The 20,715-nt window shown below is 56.1% G+C and carries 19 protein-coding genes; 13 read left to right on the forward strand and 6 right to left on the reverse strand.

Features of this window, described 5'->3' with window-relative positions; genetic code table 11:
• Window positions 1-15: 15 nt before the first annotated feature.
• The 3 genes from ACM6HV_RS06335 to aroC are packed head-to-tail and all read right to left on the reverse strand — an operon-like array spanning window position 16 to window position 2,907.
• Window positions 16-642 (reverse strand): methylthioribulose 1-phosphate dehydratase, encoded by a 627-nt coding sequence (locus tag ACM6HV_RS06335; RefSeq protein ID WP_223008195.1) that lies wholly within the window; start codon window positions 640-642, stop codon window positions 16-18.
• The gene (locus tag ACM6HV_RS06340) at window positions 639-1,784 is read right to left on the reverse strand and encodes an MFS transporter (RefSeq protein WP_414903778.1); all 1,146 of its coding nucleotides are present in this window, start codon (window positions 1,782-1,784) and stop codon (window positions 639-641) included. Before ACM6HV_RS06340 ends, ACM6HV_RS06335 begins: the two co-directional genes overlap by 4 nt.
• A gap of 31 nt (window positions 1,785-1,815) precedes the next feature.
• On the reverse strand, window positions 1,816-2,907 hold the full coding sequence (gene aroC / locus ACM6HV_RS06345) for a chorismate synthase (protein WP_414903779.1): 1,092 nt from the start codon (window positions 2,905-2,907) through the stop codon (window positions 1,816-1,818).
• A gap of 130 nt (window positions 2,908-3,037) precedes the next feature.
• Here aroC and ACM6HV_RS06350 point away from each other — a divergent pair, with 130 nt between their 5' ends.
• Both ACM6HV_RS06350 and ACM6HV_RS06355 read left to right on the forward strand, forming a co-directional pair.
• Complete coding sequence (locus ACM6HV_RS06350) at window positions 3,038-3,991, forward strand: alpha/beta hydrolase (protein ID WP_414903780.1); 954 nt, start codon at window positions 3,038-3,040, stop codon at window positions 3,989-3,991.
• Window positions 3,992-4,090: 99 nt separating this feature from the next.
• The gene (locus tag ACM6HV_RS06355; protein WP_145593227.1) at window positions 4,091-4,882 is read left to right on the forward strand and encodes a hypothetical protein; all 792 of its coding nucleotides are present in this window, start codon (window positions 4,091-4,093) and stop codon (window positions 4,880-4,882) included.
• Between the two features lie 160 nt (window positions 4,883-5,042).
• On the opposite strand, the gene prmB is transcribed toward ACM6HV_RS06355, so the two are convergent.
• A complete protein-coding gene (gene prmB / locus ACM6HV_RS06360; protein WP_047292951.1) occupies window positions 5,043-5,951 on the reverse strand; it encodes a 50S ribosomal protein L3 N(5)-glutamine methyltransferase in 909 nt (302 codons plus the stop codon).
• 239 nt (window positions 5,952-6,190) lie between these two features.
• Here prmB and ACM6HV_RS06365 point away from each other — a divergent pair, with 239 nt between their 5' ends.
• The 6 genes from ACM6HV_RS06365 (at window position 6,191) to ACM6HV_RS06390 (ending at window position 14,048) form a co-directional block, all read left to right on the forward strand.
• Window positions 6,191-6,781, forward strand: a complete 591-nt coding sequence (locus ACM6HV_RS06365) for a cysteine hydrolase family protein (protein ID WP_003223193.1) — start codon at window positions 6,191-6,193, stop codon at window positions 6,779-6,781.
• Window positions 6,782-6,911: 130 nt separating this feature from the next.
• Window positions 6,912-7,232 carry a hypothetical protein gene (locus ACM6HV_RS06370; RefSeq protein ID WP_007914024.1) on the forward strand — a complete coding sequence of 107 codons (321 nt, stop codon included), beginning with the start codon at window positions 6,912-6,914 and terminating at the stop codon, window positions 7,230-7,232.
• Window positions 7,233-7,306: 74 nt separating this feature from the next.
• Entirely contained in the window at window positions 7,307-7,864 is a 558-nt protein-coding gene (locus ACM6HV_RS06375) for a Smr/MutS family protein (protein WP_095667111.1), read from the forward strand.
• A 382-nt stretch (window positions 7,865-8,246) separates the two neighbouring features.
• Window positions 8,247-12,383: a tetratricopeptide repeat protein gene (locus ACM6HV_RS06380; RefSeq protein WP_414903781.1), complete on the forward strand. Its 4,137-nt coding sequence runs from the start codon at window positions 8,247-8,249 to the stop codon at window positions 12,381-12,383.
• Between the two features lie 645 nt (window positions 12,384-13,028).
• Entirely contained in the window at window positions 13,029-13,574 is a 546-nt protein-coding gene (folE, locus tag ACM6HV_RS06385) for a GTP cyclohydrolase I FolE (protein ID WP_010456659.1), read from the forward strand.
• 102 nt (window positions 13,575-13,676) lie between these two features.
• Window positions 13,677-14,048 carry a glutathione S-transferase N-terminal domain-containing protein gene (locus ACM6HV_RS06390; protein WP_414903782.1) on the forward strand — a complete coding sequence of 124 codons (372 nt, stop codon included), beginning with the start codon at window positions 13,677-13,679 and terminating at the stop codon, window positions 14,046-14,048.
• 160 nt (window positions 14,049-14,208) lie between these two features.
• On the opposite strand, the gene ACM6HV_RS06395 is transcribed toward ACM6HV_RS06390, so the two are convergent.
• Complete coding sequence (locus ACM6HV_RS06395) at window positions 14,209-15,375, reverse strand: PLP-dependent aminotransferase family protein (protein ID WP_414903783.1); 1,167 nt, start codon at window positions 15,373-15,375, stop codon at window positions 14,209-14,211.
• A gap of 82 nt (window positions 15,376-15,457) precedes the next feature.
• On the opposite strand from ACM6HV_RS06395, the gene ACM6HV_RS06400 reads away from it, so the two are divergent.
• The 3 genes from ACM6HV_RS06400 to ACM6HV_RS06410 all read left to right on the forward strand — a co-directional run bounded on the left by ACM6HV_RS06400 (window position 15,458) and on the right by ACM6HV_RS06410 (window position 18,262).
• Window positions 15,458-15,904: a MarR family winged helix-turn-helix transcriptional regulator gene (locus tag ACM6HV_RS06400; protein ID WP_414903784.1), complete on the forward strand. Its 447-nt coding sequence runs from the start codon at window positions 15,458-15,460 to the stop codon at window positions 15,902-15,904.
• Window positions 15,905-16,195: 291 nt separating this feature from the next.
• Complete coding sequence (locus ACM6HV_RS06405; RefSeq protein WP_414903785.1) at window positions 16,196-17,545, forward strand: NCS2 family permease; 1,350 nt, start codon at window positions 16,196-16,198, stop codon at window positions 17,543-17,545.
• Window positions 17,546-17,635: 90 nt separating this feature from the next.
• Window positions 17,636-18,262 carry a LysE family translocator gene (locus ACM6HV_RS06410; RefSeq protein WP_003223174.1) on the forward strand — a complete coding sequence of 209 codons (627 nt, stop codon included), beginning with the start codon at window positions 17,636-17,638 and terminating at the stop codon, window positions 18,260-18,262.
• A gap of 183 nt (window positions 18,263-18,445) precedes the next feature.
• Here the strand turns inward: ACM6HV_RS06410 and uraH are convergent, their stop codons facing one another.
• Window positions 18,446-18,799, reverse strand: coding sequence for a hydroxyisourate hydrolase (gene uraH / locus ACM6HV_RS06415; RefSeq protein WP_003223171.1), 354 nt, complete (start codon window positions 18,797-18,799; stop codon window positions 18,446-18,448).
• 420 nt (window positions 18,800-19,219) lie between these two features.
• On the opposite strand from uraH, the gene puuE reads away from it, so the two are divergent.
• Together puuE and uraD are read left to right on the forward strand one after the other, a co-directional pair.
• Window positions 19,220-20,146, forward strand: a complete 927-nt coding sequence (puuE, locus tag ACM6HV_RS06420; RefSeq protein ID WP_039769896.1) for an allantoinase PuuE — start codon at window positions 19,220-19,222, stop codon at window positions 20,144-20,146.
• Complete coding sequence (gene uraD / locus ACM6HV_RS06425; protein ID WP_414903786.1) at window positions 20,143-20,658, forward strand: 2-oxo-4-hydroxy-4-carboxy-5-ureidoimidazoline decarboxylase; 516 nt, start codon at window positions 20,143-20,145, stop codon at window positions 20,656-20,658. Before puuE ends, uraD begins: the two co-directional genes overlap by 4 nt.
• Window positions 20,659-20,715 lie beyond the last annotated feature (57 nt).

The following is a 20,715-nucleotide window of genomic DNA, read 5'->3' on the forward strand; positions in this document are numbered from 1 at the left end:
CGGCTTCGGGTGAAGTCAGCCTTGGCGGTTCATGACGCTGCGGGTTTTCAACTCGCATTCAAACAGAAATTCAAAAGCCTCGATCTGCCGCAGGGCATCGCTCATCTGCGCACCCCAAGTGTAGAGGCCGTGGCCGCGAATCAGGTAACCGACGCAATCGGGATGGGCGTCGAGCCAAGGCTGCACCTTGGCGGCGAGGCGCGCAATGTCCTGATCGTTGTCGAAGATCGGCACGCGCACCCGCGATTCGTGGGTGGAGATGCCGCTGAAGGCTTTTTGCAGTTCGTAGTCTTCGAACTCGATAAAGTCTTGCGGTGTCAGCCGCGACAGCACCGTGGCGTTCACCGAGTGGGTGTGCAGCACCGCACCGATTTCCGCGCGCCAGCTGTAGAGCTGAGTGTGGAGCAGGGTTTCGGCCGAGGGCTTTTTGCCCGGTTCCAGGCTGTTGCCGGACAGATCCGTGGCGAGCACATCGTCCAGACCCAACTGGCCCTTGTGTTTACCGGACACGGTCAGCAGCGCTTGGCTCGGCGACAGGCGCGTCGAGTAATTGCTGCTGGTGGCCGGCGACCAGCCGCGACCATAAAGAAAACGCCCGGCGTCGACGATTTGCTGGGCGAGCTGTTCACGCGTAAGGCTCATGGCCTGTCCTCTTGCATACGTGTGGCAATGATAACGGCAGCAGCGAGCGCCGCGAGACTGGCAATACTAAAGGTCAATGTCGCGCCGAGGGCATTCCAGCTGTAACCGGAATACAACGCGCCCAGCGCGCCACCGGTGCCGGCCAGCGCCGCGTACAGCGCCTGGCCCTGACCTTGCTGGCGCGCGCCGAAACTACGTTGCACGAAAGCGATGGCAGCCGCGTGAAAGCTGCCGAAGGTCGCCGCGTGCAGCACCTGGGCCAACAACAGTACCCAGAGGAATTCGGCGAACGAACCTAGCAGCAACCAGCGCAGCGCCGCCAGCAGAAAACTCGCCATCAGCACCCGACGCAATGAAAAGCGCACGAGAATCCGGCTCATCGCCATGAACATCAGCACTTCCGCTACTACACCGACGGCCCACAGCATGCCGATCACACCACGGCTATAACCGAGTCGCTCAAGGTGCAAAGTCAGAAACGTGTAATACGGGCCGTGGCTCATCTGCATCAGCGCAACGCAAGCGTAAAACGCCAGCACACCGGGGCTGCGCAGCTGCTTGAGGAAACCTTCGCCGCTTGGCCGGTTACCTTGCGGGGGTTGCGCGTTCGGCACCCACAGGCTGCTGAGGACGATGCCGGCCATGATCAGCACCAGCGCCGCCGGGTAGATATCGAGACTGAGCCATTCAAACAAGCGCCCCAGCGCGACCACGGTGATGATGAAACCGATCGAACCCCACAGGCGAATCTGGCTGTAGCGCGAGGTTTGTCCCTGCAAATGCGCGAGGGTGATGACTTCGAATTGCGGCAATACCGCATGCCAGAAGAACGCATGCAGCGCCATGACCATCGCCAGCCAGGCGTAGGTCTTGCTGACGAAAATCAGCGAGAACGTCAGCAGCGTGCACACTGCGCCGAAGCGTACGATGGCCAGGCGTTTGCCGGTGTAGTCACCGAGCCAGCCCCAGATGTTCGGCGCCACACAGCGCATCAGCATCGGGATCGCCACCAGTTCGCCGATGCGCGCGGGGCTGAAGCCGAGGTGATTGAAGTACAGCGCCAGAAACGGCGCTGTCGAACCGAGCAAGGCGAAATAGAACAGATAGAAACTGGACAGCCGCCAGTACGGGAGCGCCGCCACGGTCAGGCCGCGACGGCTTGGCGATCAACCATCAAAGCTGACCCAGCACCGGGGTGCTGACGCGCACGTCGGCGTTCTGCCCACGGTGACGCAGCAGGTGGTCCATCAGCACGATCGCCATCATCGCTTCGGCAATCGGCGTGGCGCGGATGCCGACGCACGGGTCATGGCGGCCCTTGGTGATCACGTCCACCGGGTTGCCGTGAATGTCGATCGAACGGCCCGGGGTGGTGATGCTCGACGTTGGCTTCAACGCCAGGTGCGCAACAATCGGCTGACCGGACGAGATCCCGCCAAGAATGCCGCCAGCGTTGTTGCTGAGGAAACCTTCCGGGGTCAGTTCATCACGATGCTCGGTGCCGCGCTGAGCGACGCAGGCGAAACCGGCGCCGATTTCCACGCCTTTCACCGCGTTGATGCTCATCAACGCGTGCGCCAGTTCAGCGTCGAGGCGATCGAAAATCGGCTCGCCCAGGCCCGGCATCACCCCTTCGGCGACCACGGTGATCTTCGCTCCGACCGAGTCCTGATCGCGGCGCAACTGGTCCATGTACGCTTCCAGCTCCGGGACCTTGTCCGGGTCCGGGCTGAAGAACGCGTTCTGTTCCACCGATTCCCAGGTCTTGAACGGAATTTCAATCGGGCCGAGCTGGCTCATGTAGCCGCGAATGACGATGCCCTGGGTGGCGAGGAATTTCTTCGCGATGGCCCCTGCCGCTACACGCATGGCGGTTTCCCGGGCCGAGCTGCGACCGCCGCCGCGATAATCGCGCTCACCGTATTTGTGGTGGTAGGTGTAGTCGGCGTGCGCCGGGCGGAACAGATCCTTGATCGCCGAGTAGTCCTTCGACTTCTGGTCGGTGTTGCGGATCAGCAGGCCGATCGAGCAACCGGTGGTGCGGCCCTCGAACACGCCGGAGAGGATTTCGACTTCGTCGGCTTCCTGACGCTGGGTGGTGTGGCGGCTGGTGCCCGGCTTGCGCCGATCGAGGTCGCGCTGCAGGTCTTCGAGGGAGATCTCCAGGCCCGGCGGGCAGCCGTCGACAATGGCGACCAACGCCGGACCATGGCTCTCGCCAGCGGTGGTGACAGTGAACAACTTGCCGTAGGTATTGCCGGACATGCAGGACGCTCCGTGAAATCAAACCCGAATTCGTGATGCGCGCCAGTATACGCAGGCTAACCGAGTAGTTCATCCTCGAACCTTAGTGGTGTTGGTGAGTCCAACCGGCACCTTGGCGAATGATGGCGTGATGATGCTGCGAGTTCTGATCTTGAGTCTTACCCTGTTTACCGGCTTTGCCCACGCGACTGTCCTGCAGCGCCCGATCTCTCTGGACACCGGCAACGGTGAACTTTTCGGCTCGCTGTTGCTGCCAAAATCCGACAGCCCGGTGCCGGTTGTCCTGATCCTTGCCGGCTCCGGTCCTACAGATCGTGACGGCAACAACCCCGATGGCGGGCGTAATGACAGCCTGAAACGGCTGGCCTGGGTGCTGGCCAAACACAACATTGCCAGCGTGCGCTACGACAAGCGCGGTGTCGCTGCGAGCTTCGCGGCCACGCCTGACGAGCGCAATCTGTCGGTGGAGGCCTACGTCAACGATGCTGTGGCCTGGAGCCAGAAGCTGAAAAGCGATCCGCGTTTCGGCCCGTTGATTCTGCTCGGTCACAGCGAAGGCGCCCTCATCGCCACCCTCGCCGCCCCGCGCACGGAGGCTGCTGCGCTGATTTCCCTGTCCGGCAGCGCAAGGCCAGTGGATCAAGTGATTCGCGAACAACTGGCGCGCAACCTGCCGCCACCGTTGATGCTGCGCAGCAATCAGCTGCTCGACAGCCTCAAGGCCGGCCACACCGACGCCAACGTGCCGGCGCCGCTACAGCCGATTTTCCGCCCGAGCGTGCAGCCGTACCTGATTTCGCTGTTCCGTCAGGATCCCGCCAAGGCGTTTGCACAGTTGAAGATGCCGGCGCTGATCGTTCAGGGCAGCAACGACATGCAGGTCGGCGTCGGCGATGCACAGGCGCTCAAAGCGGCCAATCCCAATGCCGAATTGGTGGTGATCGACGGCATGAACCACGTCATGCGCATCGTCGCTGCCGATGTGAAGCGGCAATTGGCCTCCTACAAGGACCCGAATTTGCCACTGGCGGCGGAGCTGGGCGGCAAACTCATCGAATTTATTGACGGACTTCGCAGCCGTTAAACGGTGTTTACCCTCCAGTCCTGAAAAAAACGGCCGATAAGCCTTTGTCGCCAGCGAACCGGCTGGCGACAAGCAGGGCTTGGACAGGATCTCGCCGTTATGACTGATACCCCGACTTCACCCGACACCACCGCTGAAAAAGACGCACCGCCAGCGGTCGAGCTGCCATGGGCGGACGTCAGCGTCGAGCACCACAAGATGCTCCGCCTGGCCCCGCTGCAGACTGACCGTCACACCGGTGGCCGGCCGTTGCGTTTTGTCGAATTCGGCTATGCCGAGCGCAACAGCAAAGAGCACAGCCTGATGCGCATGGCGATCAAACTGCCCGGCCAGCGCGTGCGCAAAGAGCAGAACCATCTCGATGTGTGGGTCAATCACACCAGCAAGCGTGTGCATTTCGGCCCCGACAGCGGCTTGCAGATCGAACCGCTGAACCGTGGCATCGGTCGCTTCCTGGCCGCGCAAGGCATCAATTGGGCGAAAAAACGCTGGCCCGCCTACACCGTCGACGGCATGGACTTGAACAACAAGGACGCGCTGAACGAAGACACCCGCCTGCGTCGCGATCACTTCTTGCGCGTGCATGGTTTTGACGTGGTTTACGCCGATGCCCAGCATTTGAAGGGCAGCGTCAAAGAGGTGCAGGTCGGTGACTTGCTGGGCGACTGGAACAGCGAGAAGCTGCAGATCGTCGAGATTCTCGAAGCGGCGCAGATGCTGCAGCAGGCCGAGCAGAACCTGGCCGAGCAGGAAGTGAAGCTGAAGAAGCAGGAAGAGAAGGTCAGCAAGTTCAAGCGTGAAGATGCTGGTTTGCGTTTTACCATTACTTGCCTGGTGGCATTTGCGGTGTTTCAGGCGGGGTTGTTGATCTGGATTGCCACACACCGCTGAAATCAGCGATGACCTGTGGCGAGGGAGCTTGCTCCCGCTCGGCTGCGAAGCAGTCGTAAAACATGCACATGCGGTATGTCTGGTGCACCGTCATTGCATATTTTGGGTCTGCTTCGCAGACCAGCGGGAGCAAGCTCCCTCGCCACAGAAGTCAGTCAGGTCAGACGCGGGAAGCGAACAAGGCCTGATGAGCGCGGCACTGCTCTGCGGTCAGCATGAACACGCCATGCCCGCCGCGCTCGAAATCGAGCCAGGCGAAGTCGACTTCCGGGTACAGCGCTTCGACGTGCACCTGGCTGTTGCCCACTTCCACGATCAGCAAACCCTTCTCGGTCAGATGATCCGCCGCTTCGGCGAGCATCCGACGTACCAGGTTCAGACCGTCATCTCCGCAGGCCAGACCCAGCTCCGGTTCGTGCTGGTATTCGTCCGGCATGTCGGCGAAATCTTCAGCATCAACGTACGGCGGGTTCGAGACGATCAGATCGAAACGCTGACCTGGCAACCCGTCAAACCCATCGCCCTGCACGGTGTACACACGCTCATCGACGCCATGGCGCTCGATGTTCTGGTTGGCCACCTCCAGCGCTTCGAACGACAGATCGGCCAGCACCACTTCAGCGTTCTGGAACTCGTAGGCGCAGGCGATGCCGATGCAACCGGAGCCGGTGCACAGGTCGAGAATCCGCGCAGGTTCGTCACCGATCCATGGGGCAAAACGGTTTTCGATCAGCTCGCCAATCGGTGAACGCGGGATCAGCACGCGCTCATCGACGATGAACGACATGCCACAGAACCAAGCTTCGCCCAGCAGGTAAGCGGTCGGAATGCGCTCTTCGATGCGCCGCTTGAGCAGGCGTTGCAGGTTGACCAGCTCGTCGTCTTCCAGCGCGCAGTCGAGGTAGCTGTCGGCGATCTCCCACGGCAGGTGCAAGGCACCGAGGACCAACTGCCGGGCTTCATCCCAGGCATTGTCGGTGCCATGGCCGAAAAACAGATCCTCCCCATGGAAGCGGCTGACGGCCCAACGGATGTGGTCGCGCAGGGTACGAAGTCGGGAAGTGATCACGGGGCAGAACTCCAGAAAAAACGACTGGCGATTCTACCAGCCAAAACGCGCGCCGACGACGCAGGAAAATCAGCGGAGCGACTGTAGGACCTTTCTGATTTTTGCATCAGCTATTGAACAGAACGTGTAACTTGACAAGGCTGCAGGCCAATAACGACGGCGCCTACGATGGTAGCGGTTCACAGAAGCGCTCAGCCAGAGGACAATGCCGCAAAAGCCCCACCCCAAGGAGCCCCAGAATGTCCGTTCCAAAAACGATGTTTCAACTCAGCGGCCGCGGTTACGCAGCGGCCACACTGAGCCATGCCACCGTGGTCATCATCGATGCCCAGAAAGAGTACCTCAGTGGCCCGCTGGCCCTGAGCGGCATGGACGCGGCCGTCGCGAACATCAAACAACTGGTCGCCGCGGCCCGTGCAGCCGGTCGGCCGATCGTGCACGTGCGTCATCTCGGCACCGTCGGTGGCCTGTTCGACCCGCAGGGCGAACGCGGCGAATTCATCCCCGGCCTTGAGCCACAAGGTGACGAAACCATCATCGGCAAACTGCTGCCGAGTGCGTTTCACGGCACCGAACTGCTGGACCGTCTGCAGAACCTCGGCTCGCTGGACCTGATCGTCTGCGGCTTCATGAGCCACTCCAGCGTCAGCACCACCGTGCGTGCGGCGAAGAACCTGGGTTTCCGTTGCACGCTGGTCGAAGACGCCTGCGCCACCCGCGACCTGCCGTTCAAGGGCCGCGTGCTCAGCGCCGCCGTGGTACAGGAAGCAGAAATGGCGATCATGGCCGACAACTTCGCCACCCTCGCCCTGACTCAGGATCTGATCTGATCTGCTCTGATGAGCGGCTCAGCACGCCGCTCATCCGCAAAAGCCTCGCATTTGCTTCAATTGCCTTAGCCTCAGGAACAACCCGGTCAACTCCCGGTCGAAGGGCCGATACCCATTGAGGAAGGTCGGAATGAAGTTATCCGATGGATTTGACGCACGCCGCTTGCGGCCCAAAGGCCAAAGTAACTGGCGTTTTCGATTCGGCGCAGCGATCGCCGCCATTCTGGCGACGTTCGGTGTGCTGCTGGCGATGGCCGGTGCCGCCAGCCTGCTGGGACGCCCGCCGGCGCTCGGCGACTTGAATGCCACGCCGATGGGTTCGGCGATCATTCTCGCGGTCGGCTTGTTGTTCCTGTACTTCGGCGTGGCCCTGTGGCGTCGATGCCGGCGTCGCGCCCGGCAATCGCGGGAACTGAACATGTCCCCGCACCTGATGAAAAAACACGACTGACTCCACGGCCTGGCTTTTTGCCGGGCCGTTTTGTTTCGACTTGGGTAAACTGGCCGCCCTTCGCGGAGGCTGACATGCAAGACGACGATTTTTCCCTGTTCAAAAGTGCGATCCAAGGCGTCAAGCCGATCAAGCACGACCGCGCCGACACCGGCAAACCCAAGGCTGACCGCGCGCAAATTGCCAAGCTGCGCCAGTCCGCCACTGTGCGCACCGACAACACCACCGTGGATGGCCTGTCCGATCAGTTCGTGATCGACGTCGGCCCCGAAGACGAGTTGATGTGGGCCCGCGACGGGGTGCAGGAAAGCCAGATGCGCAAGCTCAAGATCGGGCAGATCCCGTTCGAAGGCAGCCTCGACCTGCACGGCATGAACGTCGAAAAAGCCCGCGAGACCCTCTGGGCCTTTCTCGCCGAAGCGACCAAATTCGAAATCCGCTGCGTGCGCGTCACCCACGGCAAGGCCGTGCGCCTGGACGGCAAGCGGCCGATGATCAAAAGCCACGTCAACACGTGGCTGCGCCAGCATCCGCAAGTGCTCGGTTTCTGCTCATGTCAGGCAAAACACGGCGGTGCCGGTGCGGTGTACGTGATGCTCAAACGCACCATGATGGAAGGCCGCGACGAGTAAGGTAGCTAATCGAGTTGAAATAACTGATGTGCGGGTGCCACTCTCATCCAAAGCTTCGTAATCACCTGATCGCTACGCAAAACTTATAGAAAAGGCTGCTTTATCGTTACCCTGCACCAACTGGAGTCATACAGATTGACCACACGCCTGCGGCCACAATTCTTTTTCAACGTGGATTAGCCTTTTTTGTCGAGTTTTTAAGTTGTGATGGGAATATTCAAAATATTAGTGCTTTAGTGTATTTTCACTACTAAGATGGCATCATCCAATCGGTATTTTCGCTTGCTATGCTGCTCTCTAATCAAAATTAGACGCCAGCAGATTGCCTACCTGCACCTTAAAAAGCTCCATTTGGGCACAGATTAAATAAGGAAAACTCTCTATGAGCACCGAAAGCAGAGCAGTCAGCATCAGGCCCAACACTAGAACTCTGATCGCATTTGCTACTCGATGGGGAGCCCAGTTCGGCGGTATAAATAGCTTCAACCTTGACATGATTAGTGCTTTTGCCGCTGCTTGTTATGAAAAGGTTAAAACAATATGCGTAGTACTGAATGCGGAAAGACATGAGTATGAAAGCGCATTAAACGAGCAAGTTCATTTAGTATCACTAAATATTCCAAGTCAAAAAAACTTTTCGAAGGAATTAGAAGACTTAGTCTGGCGCAAGCTGCAAGAGTTGGATCTGCACTTAAATTGTGATCATGCCGTTTGGTTGGGCCACGACAGAATCACTGGTGAAATCGCGATTGAGTCCGCAAAAAAACGTGGAGGCCGATCAGCTTTAATTCACCACATGAGCTATAGCCGCTATGAGTCTTTCGCTGAAAATAGTAAGACATCAAAAGATAAGGAAAACGAACAACGCAAACTATTCAATACAGCAGATTTAGTCATGGCTATTGGTCCGTTGCTAAGTGACTCGCTATCCGATATGCGAAACAATCAGGACATTATTACATTAATACCTGGACTTCCAGATATAACCGTTAGAAACTCACCAAAAATCTTTAAGGGTTTTCTCAGTGGAAGACTGAGTGAAGATGCAAGCAAAATAAAGCAAGCTCACCTTGGAGTTGCATCCTTCGCTGACTCAATACGGCAATCGGATGAAAACTCTGGCCTGCCAAGCTCTCTACGAGGAGAAAATGAACCGGCGTTAATTCTGCGAGGGGTAGATTTCGAAAAGACCCATATTGAGAACCTTTCAGACGTCGAGCATGAATTAAAAATCTTTGCCGAAGAATATGCTGGCCGCATGTTCAATTTACAAGCACTCCCTTTTACTACCGATCGCAAGGAATTGTTTGAGGATCTTAGTAGAGCCAGTGTAGCCATGATGCCTTCTTGGCACGAAGGCTTCGGATTAGTTGCATGGGAAGCAATTGCTGCCGGCGTACCGCTTATTGTTAGCAAAAAAAGCGGCGTATTTCGTCTATTGAGCAATTTCAATGACGGCCTTTACACAAGCTGCGTAATTCCGATAGATGTAGCAGGAAGTAGTAGTCCTCCGTACTTTCTAGCCAGAGATGTAACAGAATTAGCCCAAGCCCTGATTAGCGTTGCAAAAGACCCTCAAACCGCACGCCAAAAAGCGGCGCGTTTACGCGAAGCTTTTATCAGCAAATTTACATGGGCAGATTGTGCAAGACAGATGGCAAATCATTTTGGATGGCAAACCATTGAGCACTTGACAAATCCAAGTGAAGCAACCATCAACTCAAGACCGTCGATTGAAGAACCAAATATAATTTTTCTCGACCTTCCTGTTCCACGCTGGAGTGCAACGGCTGGGCTGAGCATTAGTCAACTTCTACGCCCGGAGGAAGCGATAATTCCTTTCGATCAAAAACGCTCCCCCTTCTTAAAACTCCAACTCGACTGGACCGCTTCCGCCTATCCGATTGCAGTACGACTTTTGACTGGTGCAGGTGGCGTTGGCAAAACTCGACTAGCGTTGGAAATGTGTTTACAACTCACTAGTCAAGGCTGGCATGCGGGTTTTTTACTTAGCGATTGTGGAATAGAGCAGGGCGAGCAATTTGCCCAACAACTAGTAACGGTCAACCGCCCCTGCTGCGTAGTAATTGACTATGCAGAAACTCGCCAAGCCGTTTTGCTCGTTATACTTTCAGCATTACTAAAAGCGAACATTACGAATCCCGTACGCATACTTTTATTGGCGCGAGATGGTGGGGAGTGGTGGACAGCATTACCCTCTAAAGAAGCAAGTTGTGAAGCCCTCCTAGAAGGAGATGCATGCAGCGGTCCTTATATATTACCGCAATTGCATGATAGTCTAATAGAACGAGAGCTGGCTTACTTTACAGCCTTACATACGTTTTCAGACTTGCTGAAAATAGCACCAGACCAGCATATACCGAATATGGCCGACGCATATTTTTCCCGTCCTCTATACGTGCAAATGGCGGCCTTAATGGCTCTTCGTGGTGAAAGGCCAAGATCAGCAGAATCTCTTCAACGTGCAGTTGTAAATCACGAAAAACGTTACTGGGGGAAGATACTATCAATCAATCCAAGTGATAGCATTGAATATGAGCATCAAGCAGCCCTATTAATGACTTTCGCGACATTTGCTAATGGTGTCACTACTGAACGTAGTATTGAAAACGCATGGAAAGCTGCCGGAGAAAACAAATCGCAACTTCGTAGAATTTTTACGTCCCTGTCATCACTTTATCCCGACCGACAAGGTCTTCAAGGATTACGCCCCGACTTGATCGGTGAGGCCTTGGTTGCTCAAAGCTTGCTTACGAGCAACGGCCCAAGAATCTTAGATATCGTTTTAAGCGGAGACAAACGACTCCGAAGATCAAGCTTGACAATTCTCGCAAGGCTATTACGCAACCGAGCAGATCTAGCTTCACTAGTCGAAGATGCGCTGAGCCGACGCTTCGTTATTTGCATTGACGAAGTTATTGCTGTTTGCATTGAAACACCTAGCCCCTTGCCTGAGCTATTTCAAAGCGCCTATGAAAATCTAAAAAAACCGGAAAAGCTTCAGGCTGCTGGAATTCTAGACAAGAGACTTCATCACGAGGTATTACAGCTTACCAGCTTGGACGTACTTGTATCAAAGACAATAGCAGACAAAAGATCAGATCAAGCAAAGCGAAATAGAGAAGAAGATATTGTAAATTACGCCACCGCGCTAAATAACCTATCGGTCGCCTTATATCGAGATGGAAAAAGTGATCAAGCGCTAGCCTCTGCTCGACAAGCCGTGGAAATTCACCGAAAATTCAAAAACCCAAAAACACTATCATTCAAATCCTGCCTCGCCAGCTCATTACTTACTTTTGCGATTCGACTTGAAGAGCTAGGACAAAGCGATGATGCTCTGACGGCAGCAACTGAATCCATTGAAATCTATCGACATTTAAATAAAGCCCCAGTTCAACCTTACAATTTTGAATTGGCCTCAGCCATAATTAGTTTTGCCAAATCGCTCAGTAGCTTAGGCAGAAATGATGAGGCCATCATTGCCGCCAAAGAATCTTTGGATATTTATCAATCATTAAATCACGAATCGCATGACGGCTTGACGGATAGAATAGCAACAGCACTTAACAACTATGCCACATACTTAGACTCCGAAGGAAGAACTGACGAAGCCGCCGAGACAGCAAAAAAAACCATGGACCTCTCTTTGGAATTAGCAACATCAAGTCCAAATCGCTTTCAAGCCAAATATGCCATGACACTTTATAACCACTCAGAGTACTTATCAGCACAAGGAAAAATCACTGAAGCAATAAGCTCTTGTGAGCAAGCGCTGAGGATTTATCGAGACCTGGCAGAAGCAAGACCAGATCGCTTTGAATCCAATTTAGCTAGAGTAATTAGAGGCTATGGTGAACGTCTTTACGATGCCGGCCGATTTCAAGATAGCTTAGCCGAATTCAAAAAGTCTCTTAATATTTGTCGTAATCTGGCGGATGCAAACCCCATAAGATCGAAGGCGGAATTAACATTCTCATTAATTTGGCACGCTCAAGGCCTAGCTAATATCGGGACTTACAATGAAGCAATTTACAATATAGAGGAAGCCATCGATTCACTAGATGAGCTAGTAAAAATAAACCCAGGCTATTACTTAGCTGAGTTAGAACACCGCTGCTTGGACAAGCTATTCTGGCGCTGGCTGAGCACTCGTGATTACCAGGTAGAAGACATCCAATCTAATTTACAAAATATCAAGAATATCAACAGCCGAAAGAGTGTCGAGTTTCATCAGATGTGGTTAGCCGCCTGCCTTAAGAAAGATACAGAATCAATTCTGAGTACACTAAAATTCTTCACTTCACTAAATAGCAGCCAACAACGAGCAGCAATTTCGAAGCTTTTCATACTCGTCAAATTATATATGAGCCTATCTAGAAAAAATGAGCCACCCCAACAACTTCATGACATATTAAAAACTTATCTTAAAAAAACAAATGGTGTATTTCCCCACTGGGTCATAGCAATAAGCAATAAATACGATTTCAGCATCTAGCACTTTTCACCCTAACCCTCTACATCACTAATTTACAACACTCTCTCTGCCAGAAAACTTTTAAGAACTTTCTGCGTCAGAGAGAGAACCGCTTCACAATTCGCAACAAGCAAGACCCTTCCTATACCCAACAATATTGACAAGCAGTTCCAGCAAACCTCCACCTACATAATAATCGCCTTAATTGAACTACGCTCCTCCGAACACAACTATGGAGAATTATTTTTTTGTAATCACGCATTACTCAAAGAGGTAATTCGAACGTTGAGAATTGCACAGCAAACGAGGGGGGGGGGGCGGGGAGTTGGAACGACTTAGCTTAAACCAGAGAACCTTGCATACCATAAATACAACCAGGCATCAAGCACCACTCATCAAAAAACTTGTAACCTGACTGATTAAATTACGGACGGAGACAAGTCAGCAATATAACTCCCAACACACTTACGCTACCATGTACAGGAGTCGGGTATAATTCCTGCATTTATTACCAATCTCACTCACACTACTGATGAATGGCAGTGATGGGTAAAGCACCAGCACTGACTGGGGTAAACTCGGTAAGCTCGAAAACAGCTTGATTGGTACAAAATTGGTACAGACAGAAACAGTACCCCCTCTGAAACCCTTATGGAATCAGCCCCTGTGACACTGGAACAGAATTACACCGCGATTCTCGGCCAATTGGGCGAGGACGTCTCCCGCGAGGGCCTGCTCGACACGCCAAAGCGTGCCGCCAAAGCCATGCAGTACCTCTGCCGCGGTTATGAACAGACGCTCGAAGAGGTCACCAACGGTGCCCTGTTCAGCTCCGACAACAGCGAAATGGTGCTGGTCAAGGACATCGAGCTGTACTCGTTGTGCGAACACCACCTGCTGCCGTTCATCGGCAAGGCGCACGTCGCGTACATCCCGAGCGGCAAAGTGCTGGGCCTGTCGAAGGTCGCGCGGATCGTCGACATGTACGCCCGCCGCCTGCAGATCCAGGAAAACCTCAGCCGCCAGATCGCCGACGCGGTGCAGCAAGTCACCGGTGCGCTGGGCGTGGCCGTGGTGATCGAGGCCAAGCACATGTGCATGATGATGCGCGGTGTCGAGAAACAGAATTCGTCGATGATCACTTCGGTGATGCTCGGTGAGTTCCGCGAAAACGCGGCGACTCGCAGCGAGTTCCTCAGCCTGATCAAGTAATCGGCTGCAGAAAAAAACCGGCGTTGATCGCCGGTTTTTTTCGTCCGTGAAAAATCGGGTAAGCTGCGCGCCCTTCTCTCTTTGCACCGTGAGGCTTTCAACGTGTTCGTAAAAGCGCTTCGTGTCGGCCTTGGCCAACTGATTATCTTCATTGACTTCATCACCCGCCCGGGCAAGAAACAGCGCCCCGCCGAGGCACAGGCGCAAGTCAACGCCGCCGCCAAAGGCCTGACCCTGTATCAGTTCCACGCCTGCCCGTTCTGCGTGAAAACCCGCCGCACCCTGCGTCGCCTGAATGTGCCGGTCGCACTGAAGGACGCGAAGAACAACGCACAGGATCGCCAGACCCTGCTGGACCAGGGCGGCAAGATCAAGGTGCCGTGCCTGCGCATTGAAGAGAATGGGCAGACGACCTGGATGTATGAGTCCAAGGTGATTATTGATTATCTGGATAAGCGGTTTGCTGCGGTCTGATGATTATGTGGTGGGTTGATTGACGCCTTCGCGAGCAGGCTCGCTCCCACCCTTTGAAATGCATTTCCACTGTGGGAGCGAGCCTGCTCGCGAAGAGGCCTACTCAGCCACCCCAAATTCCAGTCAAAAATAAACCGGCCCTCGAGCCGGTTTATTTTTTTCAGGCTGCTTTGTCTAGTTGCGCCTGCTTCACCACCGCCGCCAGTCGCTTGAGCCCTTCATCCAGTCGCGCCGGGTCGATGTGGCTGAAATTCAAACGCAGGTGCCCGAGGTTTTTATCCGGCTCGGGAAAAAACGGCTCGCCCGGCATGAACGCCACGTCATTGGCCAGCGCCTCGTTGAGCAGCGTTCGCGTATCCAGCGGTTGCTTGAGCGTCAGCCAGAAAAACAGCCCGCCCTGCGGCATGTTCCAGTCCGCCAGATCAGAGAAATGCGTTTCCAGCGCCGCTTGAAACGCATCGCGGCGCTGCCGGTAGAAGCCGCGCAACTCACCCAGGTGCTGCTGATATTTTTCACTGCCGATCCACTGAAGCGCCTGCCACTGGCCGATGCGGTTGGTGTGCAGATCCGCCGATTGCTTGAGTTTGAGCAGGTGCGGAAACAGGTCCGGGCTGGCGATCAGGTAGCCGACGCGCAAACCCGGCAGCAAGGTTTTCGACACGGTGCCGGTATAGATCCAGCTGGCTTTCTTCAAACGCCCGGCAATCGGTTTGGCGCTGCCGCCATCGAAAGTCAGTTCGCGATACGGCTCGTCTTCGATCAGGGTCACGCCGAATTCATCCAGCAGCGCGGCGACCGCAGCGCGCTTGGCTTCGCTGTAACGCACGGCGGACGGATTCTGGAACGTCGGGATCAGGTAGATGAATGCCGGGCGGTGTTGCTCAAGACGACTGCGTAGCTGCGCCAGGTTCGGGCCGTCGGACTCTTGTGGCACGGTCAGGCAATCGGCGCCGAACAGCTGGAAGATCTGCAACGCGGCCAGGTAGGTCGGGGCTTCCAGAAGAATTTCGGTGCCCTTGTCGATGTACAACTTGGCTGCCAGATCGAGGGTCTGTTGGGAACCGCTGACCACCAGCACCTGACTCGCGGTGCACGCCAGACCCAGCGCTCGCGCCTGCGTCGCCAGCGCTTCACGCAGCGCCGGCTCGCCTTCGCTCATGCCGTATTGGCCGAGGGACAGCGGCATGTCGGCCCATTCGACTTTCGGCAGCATGGCTTCGGCGGGCAGGCCACCGGCAAACGACATCACCTCCGGGCGCTGAGCGGCGGCGAGGATTTCACGGATCAGAGAACTTTTAAGGCGCGAAACACGTTCGGAAAAAGCCATGGGAGTCACCGGTAGCGAGGGCTGGAGAAAATGAGTCAAACTGGTTGACTGAAACTACGACAGCTTGAGCGAGTACGTCAACATGCTTGACCTTAAAGACCCCGCCAGCCAGCAGCAGGCGATGGAAGCGTTTTTCTTCGGCTATCAGGCGTTCACCGCCAAGGCCGACGAAATGCTCGAACGTCGCGGCCTGTCCCGGGTGCATCAGCGGATTGTGTTTTTCATCGCGCGTTATCCGAATTTGAGTGTGAAGGAATTGCTGGGATTGCTCGGCGTGAGCAAACAGGCGCTGAACATGCCGTTGCGCCAGCTGCAGGAAATGCACTTGGTGGACAGCGTGGCGTCGGAGGCGGACAAGCGTAAGCGCTTGCTGGAGCTGACTGCTGAAGGTGAGAAGTTTGAGCAGGCGTTGCGGCGTGAGCAGGTGAAGTTGCTCGAGCGGGTGTTTGCTGAGGCTGGGGAGGCGGCGGTGAATGGGTGGTTGGCGGTGAATATGGCGCTTGGGAGCACTCAGTCACACGTCGATTGACTGGACCGGCCTCTTCGCGAGCAAGCTCGCTCCCACAATGGAACGCATTTCAAATGTGGGAGCGAGCTTGCTCGCGAAGGGGCCCGCAAGGGCGATATATCCCTATCGCCTGACCTTTCGTAAACAAAACCAAAAACAATATTTGCTTTATTTGTACACAAAAGCATAATCCACTGCGTGCGAGTTCCTGACCGCATGGTCAACAAATTCGCGTATGCCTCAAAGGGCTGCTGCCACCCCTCATGGGTCCGGCCCTGGAAATAACAATAAAACTCTTGAGGAGTACTCGCTGTGGAAAGCCGCAAATCCGAAGCATCGACGCTGGAACTCTCGCCGCCCTTACGCACAGGCGTGCTGGAGCGCATCTTCAAACTCAGCTTGCATGGCACCACGGTGAAGACCGAGCTGATTGCCGGTCTGACAACCTTCATCACCATGGCTTACATCATCTTCGTCAACCCGAACATCATGGCCGATGCCGGGATCGATCACGGTGCAGCCTTCGTCGCCACCTGCATCGCCGCCGCACTCGGCTGCCTGCTGATGGGCCTGTACGCCAACTGGCCGGTGGGTCTGGCGCCGGGCATGGGCCTCAACGCTTTCTTCACTTACACCGTCGTCGGCACCATGGGCTACAACTGGGAAACCGCGCTCGGTGCGGTATTCGTTTCCGGTGTGCTGTTCATGATCCTGACCTTCTCGCGGATTCGCGAATGGCTGCTCAACAGCATCCCGGTCAGCCTGCGTTTTGCGATGGGCGCCGGTGTCGGTCTGTTCCTCGGGCTGATCGGTCTGAAAACCGCCGGTATCGTCGTCGACAGCCCGGCGACGCTGATCAAGCTCGGCTCCCTGCGTGAACCCGCCCCGCTGCTGGCGGCGATCTGCTTCCTGATGATCGCGATCCTCAGCTACCACAAGGTGTTCGGCGCGATCCTCATCAGCATCATCACCGTGACCCTGGCCGGTTGGGGCCTGGGCATAGTGCACTACGAAGGAATCATGTCGACCCCGCCAAGCCTGGCGCCGACCTTCATGGCGATGAACGTCGCGGGCGTGTTCAACGTCAGCATGATCAGCGTGGTCCTGGCCTTCCTCTTCGTACACATGTTCGACACCGCCGGCACGCTGATGGGCGTCGCCCAACGCGCCAATCTGGTCAACGCTGACGGCCGTATCGAAAACCTCTCCCGCGCGATGAAAGCCGACAGTGCCTCCAGTGTTTTCGGCGCGGTGGTCGGTGTTCCTCCTGTCACCAGCTATGTGGAAAGTGCCGCTGGCGTAGCGGCTGGTGGTCGGACTGGTCTTACCGCAGTCACCGTAGGTGTGCTATTTATAGCCGCGATGTTTTTCGCACCGCTGGCCGGGATGATTCCGGCTTACGCCACCGCCGGCGCGCTGATTTATGTCGCGATGCTGATGATGGGCGGCATGGCCCACATCGAATGGGATGAAGCCACTGACGCCATCCCGGCGATCGTCACCGCAATCATGATGCCGCTGACCTTCTCGGTTGCCGACGGCATTGCGCTGGGCTTCATCACCTACGTGGCGTTGAAGGCCGGCACCGGCAAGTACAAGGAAATTTCCGTCAGCCTGTGGGTGCTCTGCGCGATCTTCATCGCCAAGTTCATCTTCTTGTAAGCGTCACGCGGTTCAAGCGTCAAACCAGCCTCACCCTCGCGGGTGGGGCTTTTGCACATTCTTGAGTACAACAATAAAAGGAGCAAAGTGATGAGTCTGGAAACCTGGCTGCTGTTCAGCGGCGCTGCATTGGTGGTGATCCTGATTCCGGGGCCGCTGTCTTTGCTGATGATCAGCAACAGTCTGAACTACGGCTTGCGCCGCTCTTACCCGGCGTTTTTGGGTGGTGTGATCGCCTCGATATGCCTGCTCAGTGCGTCGGCGCTGGGGTTGGGCGCCCTGTTGCTGGCGTCAGAACAGTTGTTCAGCGCCCTGAAAATCGTCGGCGCGCTGTACCTGTTCTACCTCGCCTGGCAGAGCTGGCAGCAATCGCGTCAGCCAGCGGTGGGCGCCGAAGTGCCGCAGGCCGCACCGGTGCCACGTTTCCGCACCCTGTTTGGCCGGGCCTTCGTCTTGGGCGCCAGCAATCCGAAGGACATTCTGTTTTTCGCCGCGTTTCTGCCGCAGTTCCTCAGCGCGCAACAACCGTTCCTGCCGCAATTGCTGATCATGATCGCGACCTGGGTGGTGCTGGATCTGTGCTGCAAACTGGCTTACGGGCTGGGTGCACATGGCGCGGCGCGCTATCTGCGTAGCGGCAAGGGGCAGAGCTGGTTCAACCGGGTGAGTGCCGGGTTGTTCAGTGGTGCGGGCGCTGCGTCGCTGTTGAGCCGTTAAAGAGCAAAAGATCGCAGCCTGCGGCAGCTCCTACAGGGGATTGCATTCCAAACTGTAGGAGCTGCCGCAGGCTGCGATCTTTTGACTTTAAGGCAGGCGAAAAAAAGCCCGCAGTGTGAGCGGGCGAAAGACCAAAGAAGCTATATGCGCAGTCGCTTCCCGGTGGGGGCAGCTGCTTGGGGGTCAACTGCCCCGGTAGGTGGAATAGCTGTAAGGCGAGATCAGCAGTGGCACGTGGTAGTGATCCTGCTCGGCGGAGATGCCGAAACGCAGCACCACCACGTCGAGGAACGCCGGTTCCGGCAGTTGCACGCCACGGGCGCGGTAGTAATCGCCGGCGTGGAACTGCACCTGATAGACCCCGGTGCGGTAGTCATCGCCTTGCAGCAGCGGCGCATCGACCCGACCATCGCTGTTGGTTATCGCACTGGCGACCAATTCCAGGTGCGAACCTTCAACGCGGTACAGCTCGACCTTGATCGAGCTGCCCGGGCAACCGTGTGCAGCGTCCAAAACGTGTGTTGTCAAACGTCCCATTGATTCTGCGCGCCTGGCCGCAAAGAGCAGTCAGACTTCGCGCCTCCCGAAGTCAGGTAAAAGGAGACCGCACCGATTCGGAGCACGAAAAGCTGCGGCGAGCGACTGATTAAGACACTTTTCAAAAAAATTGTACACAATAAAAACGACATTTTTCGCACCACCCCCGCCATTCGGGTGTTTCACCTTGATCTGCCCCTCAAGCGCCTGAGTATTGAACCTCACAGCCATTAGCTGACTGATCAGGCAGGTTTCTTGCAGGCTTACGCCATTAGCAGCAAAAGATGACAGTCGGTGAAAAATGCAAAAATTCAGGCTTACAAATTGCGAATAAAGTTGTATACAATCAGCCCATCGCTGTGACGCCAGCCTGCGCAGGCCGTTACACAAACCTGTCAACGAATAAGAAGGAAGACTGCAGTGAGCGCTGACTACCCACGCGACCTGATCGGTTACGGCAGTAACCCTCCTCACCCACACTGGCCGGGCAACGCGCGCATCGCGCTGTCCTTCGTACTCAACTACGAAGAAGGCGGCGAGCGCAACATCCTGCACGGCGACAAAGAATCCGAAGCCTTCCTCTCGGAAATGGTTGCTGCCCAGCCGCTGCAAGGCGCGCGCAACATGAGCATGGAATCGCTTTACGAGTATGGCAGCCGCGCCGGCGTCTGGCGGATCCTGAAACTGTTCAAGGAATTCGACATTCCGCTGACCATCTTCGCCGTCGCCATGGCTGCCCAGCGCCACCCGGATGTGATCCGCGCGATGGTCGAAGCCGGCCACGAGATCTGCAGCCACGGCTACCGCTGGATCGACTATCAGTACATGGATGAGGCGCAGGAGCGCGAGCACATGCTCGAAGCGATCCGCATCCTCACCGAACTCACCGGCGAACGCCCACTGGGCTGGTACACCGGCCGCACCGGCCCGAACACCCGGCGCCTGGTGATGGAAGAAGGCGGTTTCCTTTACGACTGCGACACCTACGACGACGACCTGCCCTACTGGGAACCGAATAACCCGACCGGCAAGCCGCACCTGGTGATCCCGTACACCCTCGACACCAATGACATGCGCTTCACTCAGGTACAGGGTTTCAACAAGGGCGACGATTTCTTCGAATACCTCAAAGACGCGTTCGACGTGCTCTACGCCGAGGGTGCCGAAGCGCCGAAGATGCTTTCGATCGGTCTGCACTGCCGCCTGATCGGCCGTCCAGCGCGTCTGGCGTCGCTCAAGCGCTTCATCGAATACGCCAAAAGTCATGAACAGGTGTGGTTCAGCCGTCGCGTCGATATCGCGCGCCACTGGCACGAAACCCATCCGTATCAAGGGGCCGCCAAATGAGCCGCTTTCAAACCCTGCAACCGTCGACCCTGAGCCGCGACGCTTTCGTCAAAGCCTTCGCCGACATCTACGAACATTCGCCATGGGTGGCCGAGAAGGCCTACGACCTGGGCGTGGACGCTTCGATCGACGAGATCGAAACCCTGCACCAGCGCATGAGCGACATCCTGTTGAGCGCCGATCACGCCAGCCAGCTTGCGCTGATCAACGCTCACCCGGACCTGGCCGGCAAAGCCGCCGTCCAGGGCCAACTGACCGAAGCCAGCACCAATGAACAGGCTGGCGCCGGTATTCACCAATGCACGGCCGAAGAGTTCCAGCGCTTCACCGAGCTGAACGACGCCTACAAGGCCAAGTTCAAGTTTCCCTTCATCATGGCGGTAAAAGGCAGCAACCGGCATAAGATCCTCGCGGCGTTCGAAACGCGCATTCACAACTCGGTCGACACCGAATTCAAATGCGCGCTGGCGGAGATCAACAAGATCGCCCTGTTCCGTTTACTGACTCTCTAGCGAAGCCTGGCCCGAGTGCGTCAAACGCGGAGAGCACCCAGGGCCTTGCAAGCATCC

The sequence above is a fragment of the Pseudomonas sp. IT-P260 genome, from assembly GCF_949768395.1.
Lineage (GTDB): Bacteria > Pseudomonadota > Gammaproteobacteria > Pseudomonadales > Pseudomonadaceae > Aquipseudomonas > Aquipseudomonas parakoreensis.

Bases quoted from the DNA above. Each gene is read 5' to 3' on its own strand.
- ACM6HV_RS06335 (WP_223008195.1), bottom strand. From the start codon at position 642: ATGAGCCTTACGCGTGAACAGCTCGCCCAGCAAATCGTCGACGCCGGG.
- aroC (WP_414903779.1), bottom strand. From the start codon at position 2,907: ATGTCCGGCAATACCTACGGCAAGTTGTTCACTGTCACCACCGCTGGC.
- ACM6HV_RS06350 (WP_414903780.1), top strand. From the start codon at position 3,038: ATGATGCTGCGAGTTCTGATCTTGAGTCTTACCCTGTTTACCGGCTTT.
- ACM6HV_RS06355 (WP_145593227.1), top strand. From the start codon at position 4,091: ATGACTGATACCCCGACTTCACCCGACACCACCGCTGAAAAAGACGCA.
- ACM6HV_RS06365 (WP_003223193.1), top strand. From the start codon at position 6,191: ATGTCCGTTCCAAAAACGATGTTTCAACTCAGCGGCCGCGGTTACGCA.
- ACM6HV_RS06370 (WP_007914024.1), top strand. From the start codon at position 6,912: ATGAAGTTATCCGATGGATTTGACGCACGCCGCTTGCGGCCCAAAGGC.
- ACM6HV_RS06375 (WP_095667111.1), top strand. From the start codon at position 7,307: ATGCAAGACGACGATTTTTCCCTGTTCAAAAGTGCGATCCAAGGCGTC.
- ACM6HV_RS06380 (WP_414903781.1), top strand. From the start codon at position 8,247: ATGAGCACCGAAAGCAGAGCAGTCAGCATCAGGCCCAACACTAGAACT.
- ACM6HV_RS06395 (WP_414903783.1), bottom strand. From the start codon at position 15,375: ATGGCTTTTTCCGAACGTGTTTCGCGCCTTAAAAGTTCTCTGATCCGT.
- ACM6HV_RS06400 (WP_414903784.1), top strand. From the start codon at position 15,458: ATGCTTGACCTTAAAGACCCCGCCAGCCAGCAGCAGGCGATGGAAGCG.
- ACM6HV_RS06410 (WP_003223174.1), top strand. From the start codon at position 17,636: ATGAGTCTGGAAACCTGGCTGCTGTTCAGCGGCGCTGCATTGGTGGTG.
- uraH (WP_003223171.1), bottom strand. From the start codon at position 18,799: ATGGGACGTTTGACAACACACGTTTTGGACGCTGCACACGGTTGCCCG.
- uraD (WP_414903786.1), top strand. From the start codon at position 20,143: ATGAGCCGCTTTCAAACCCTGCAACCGTCGACCCTGAGCCGCGACGCT.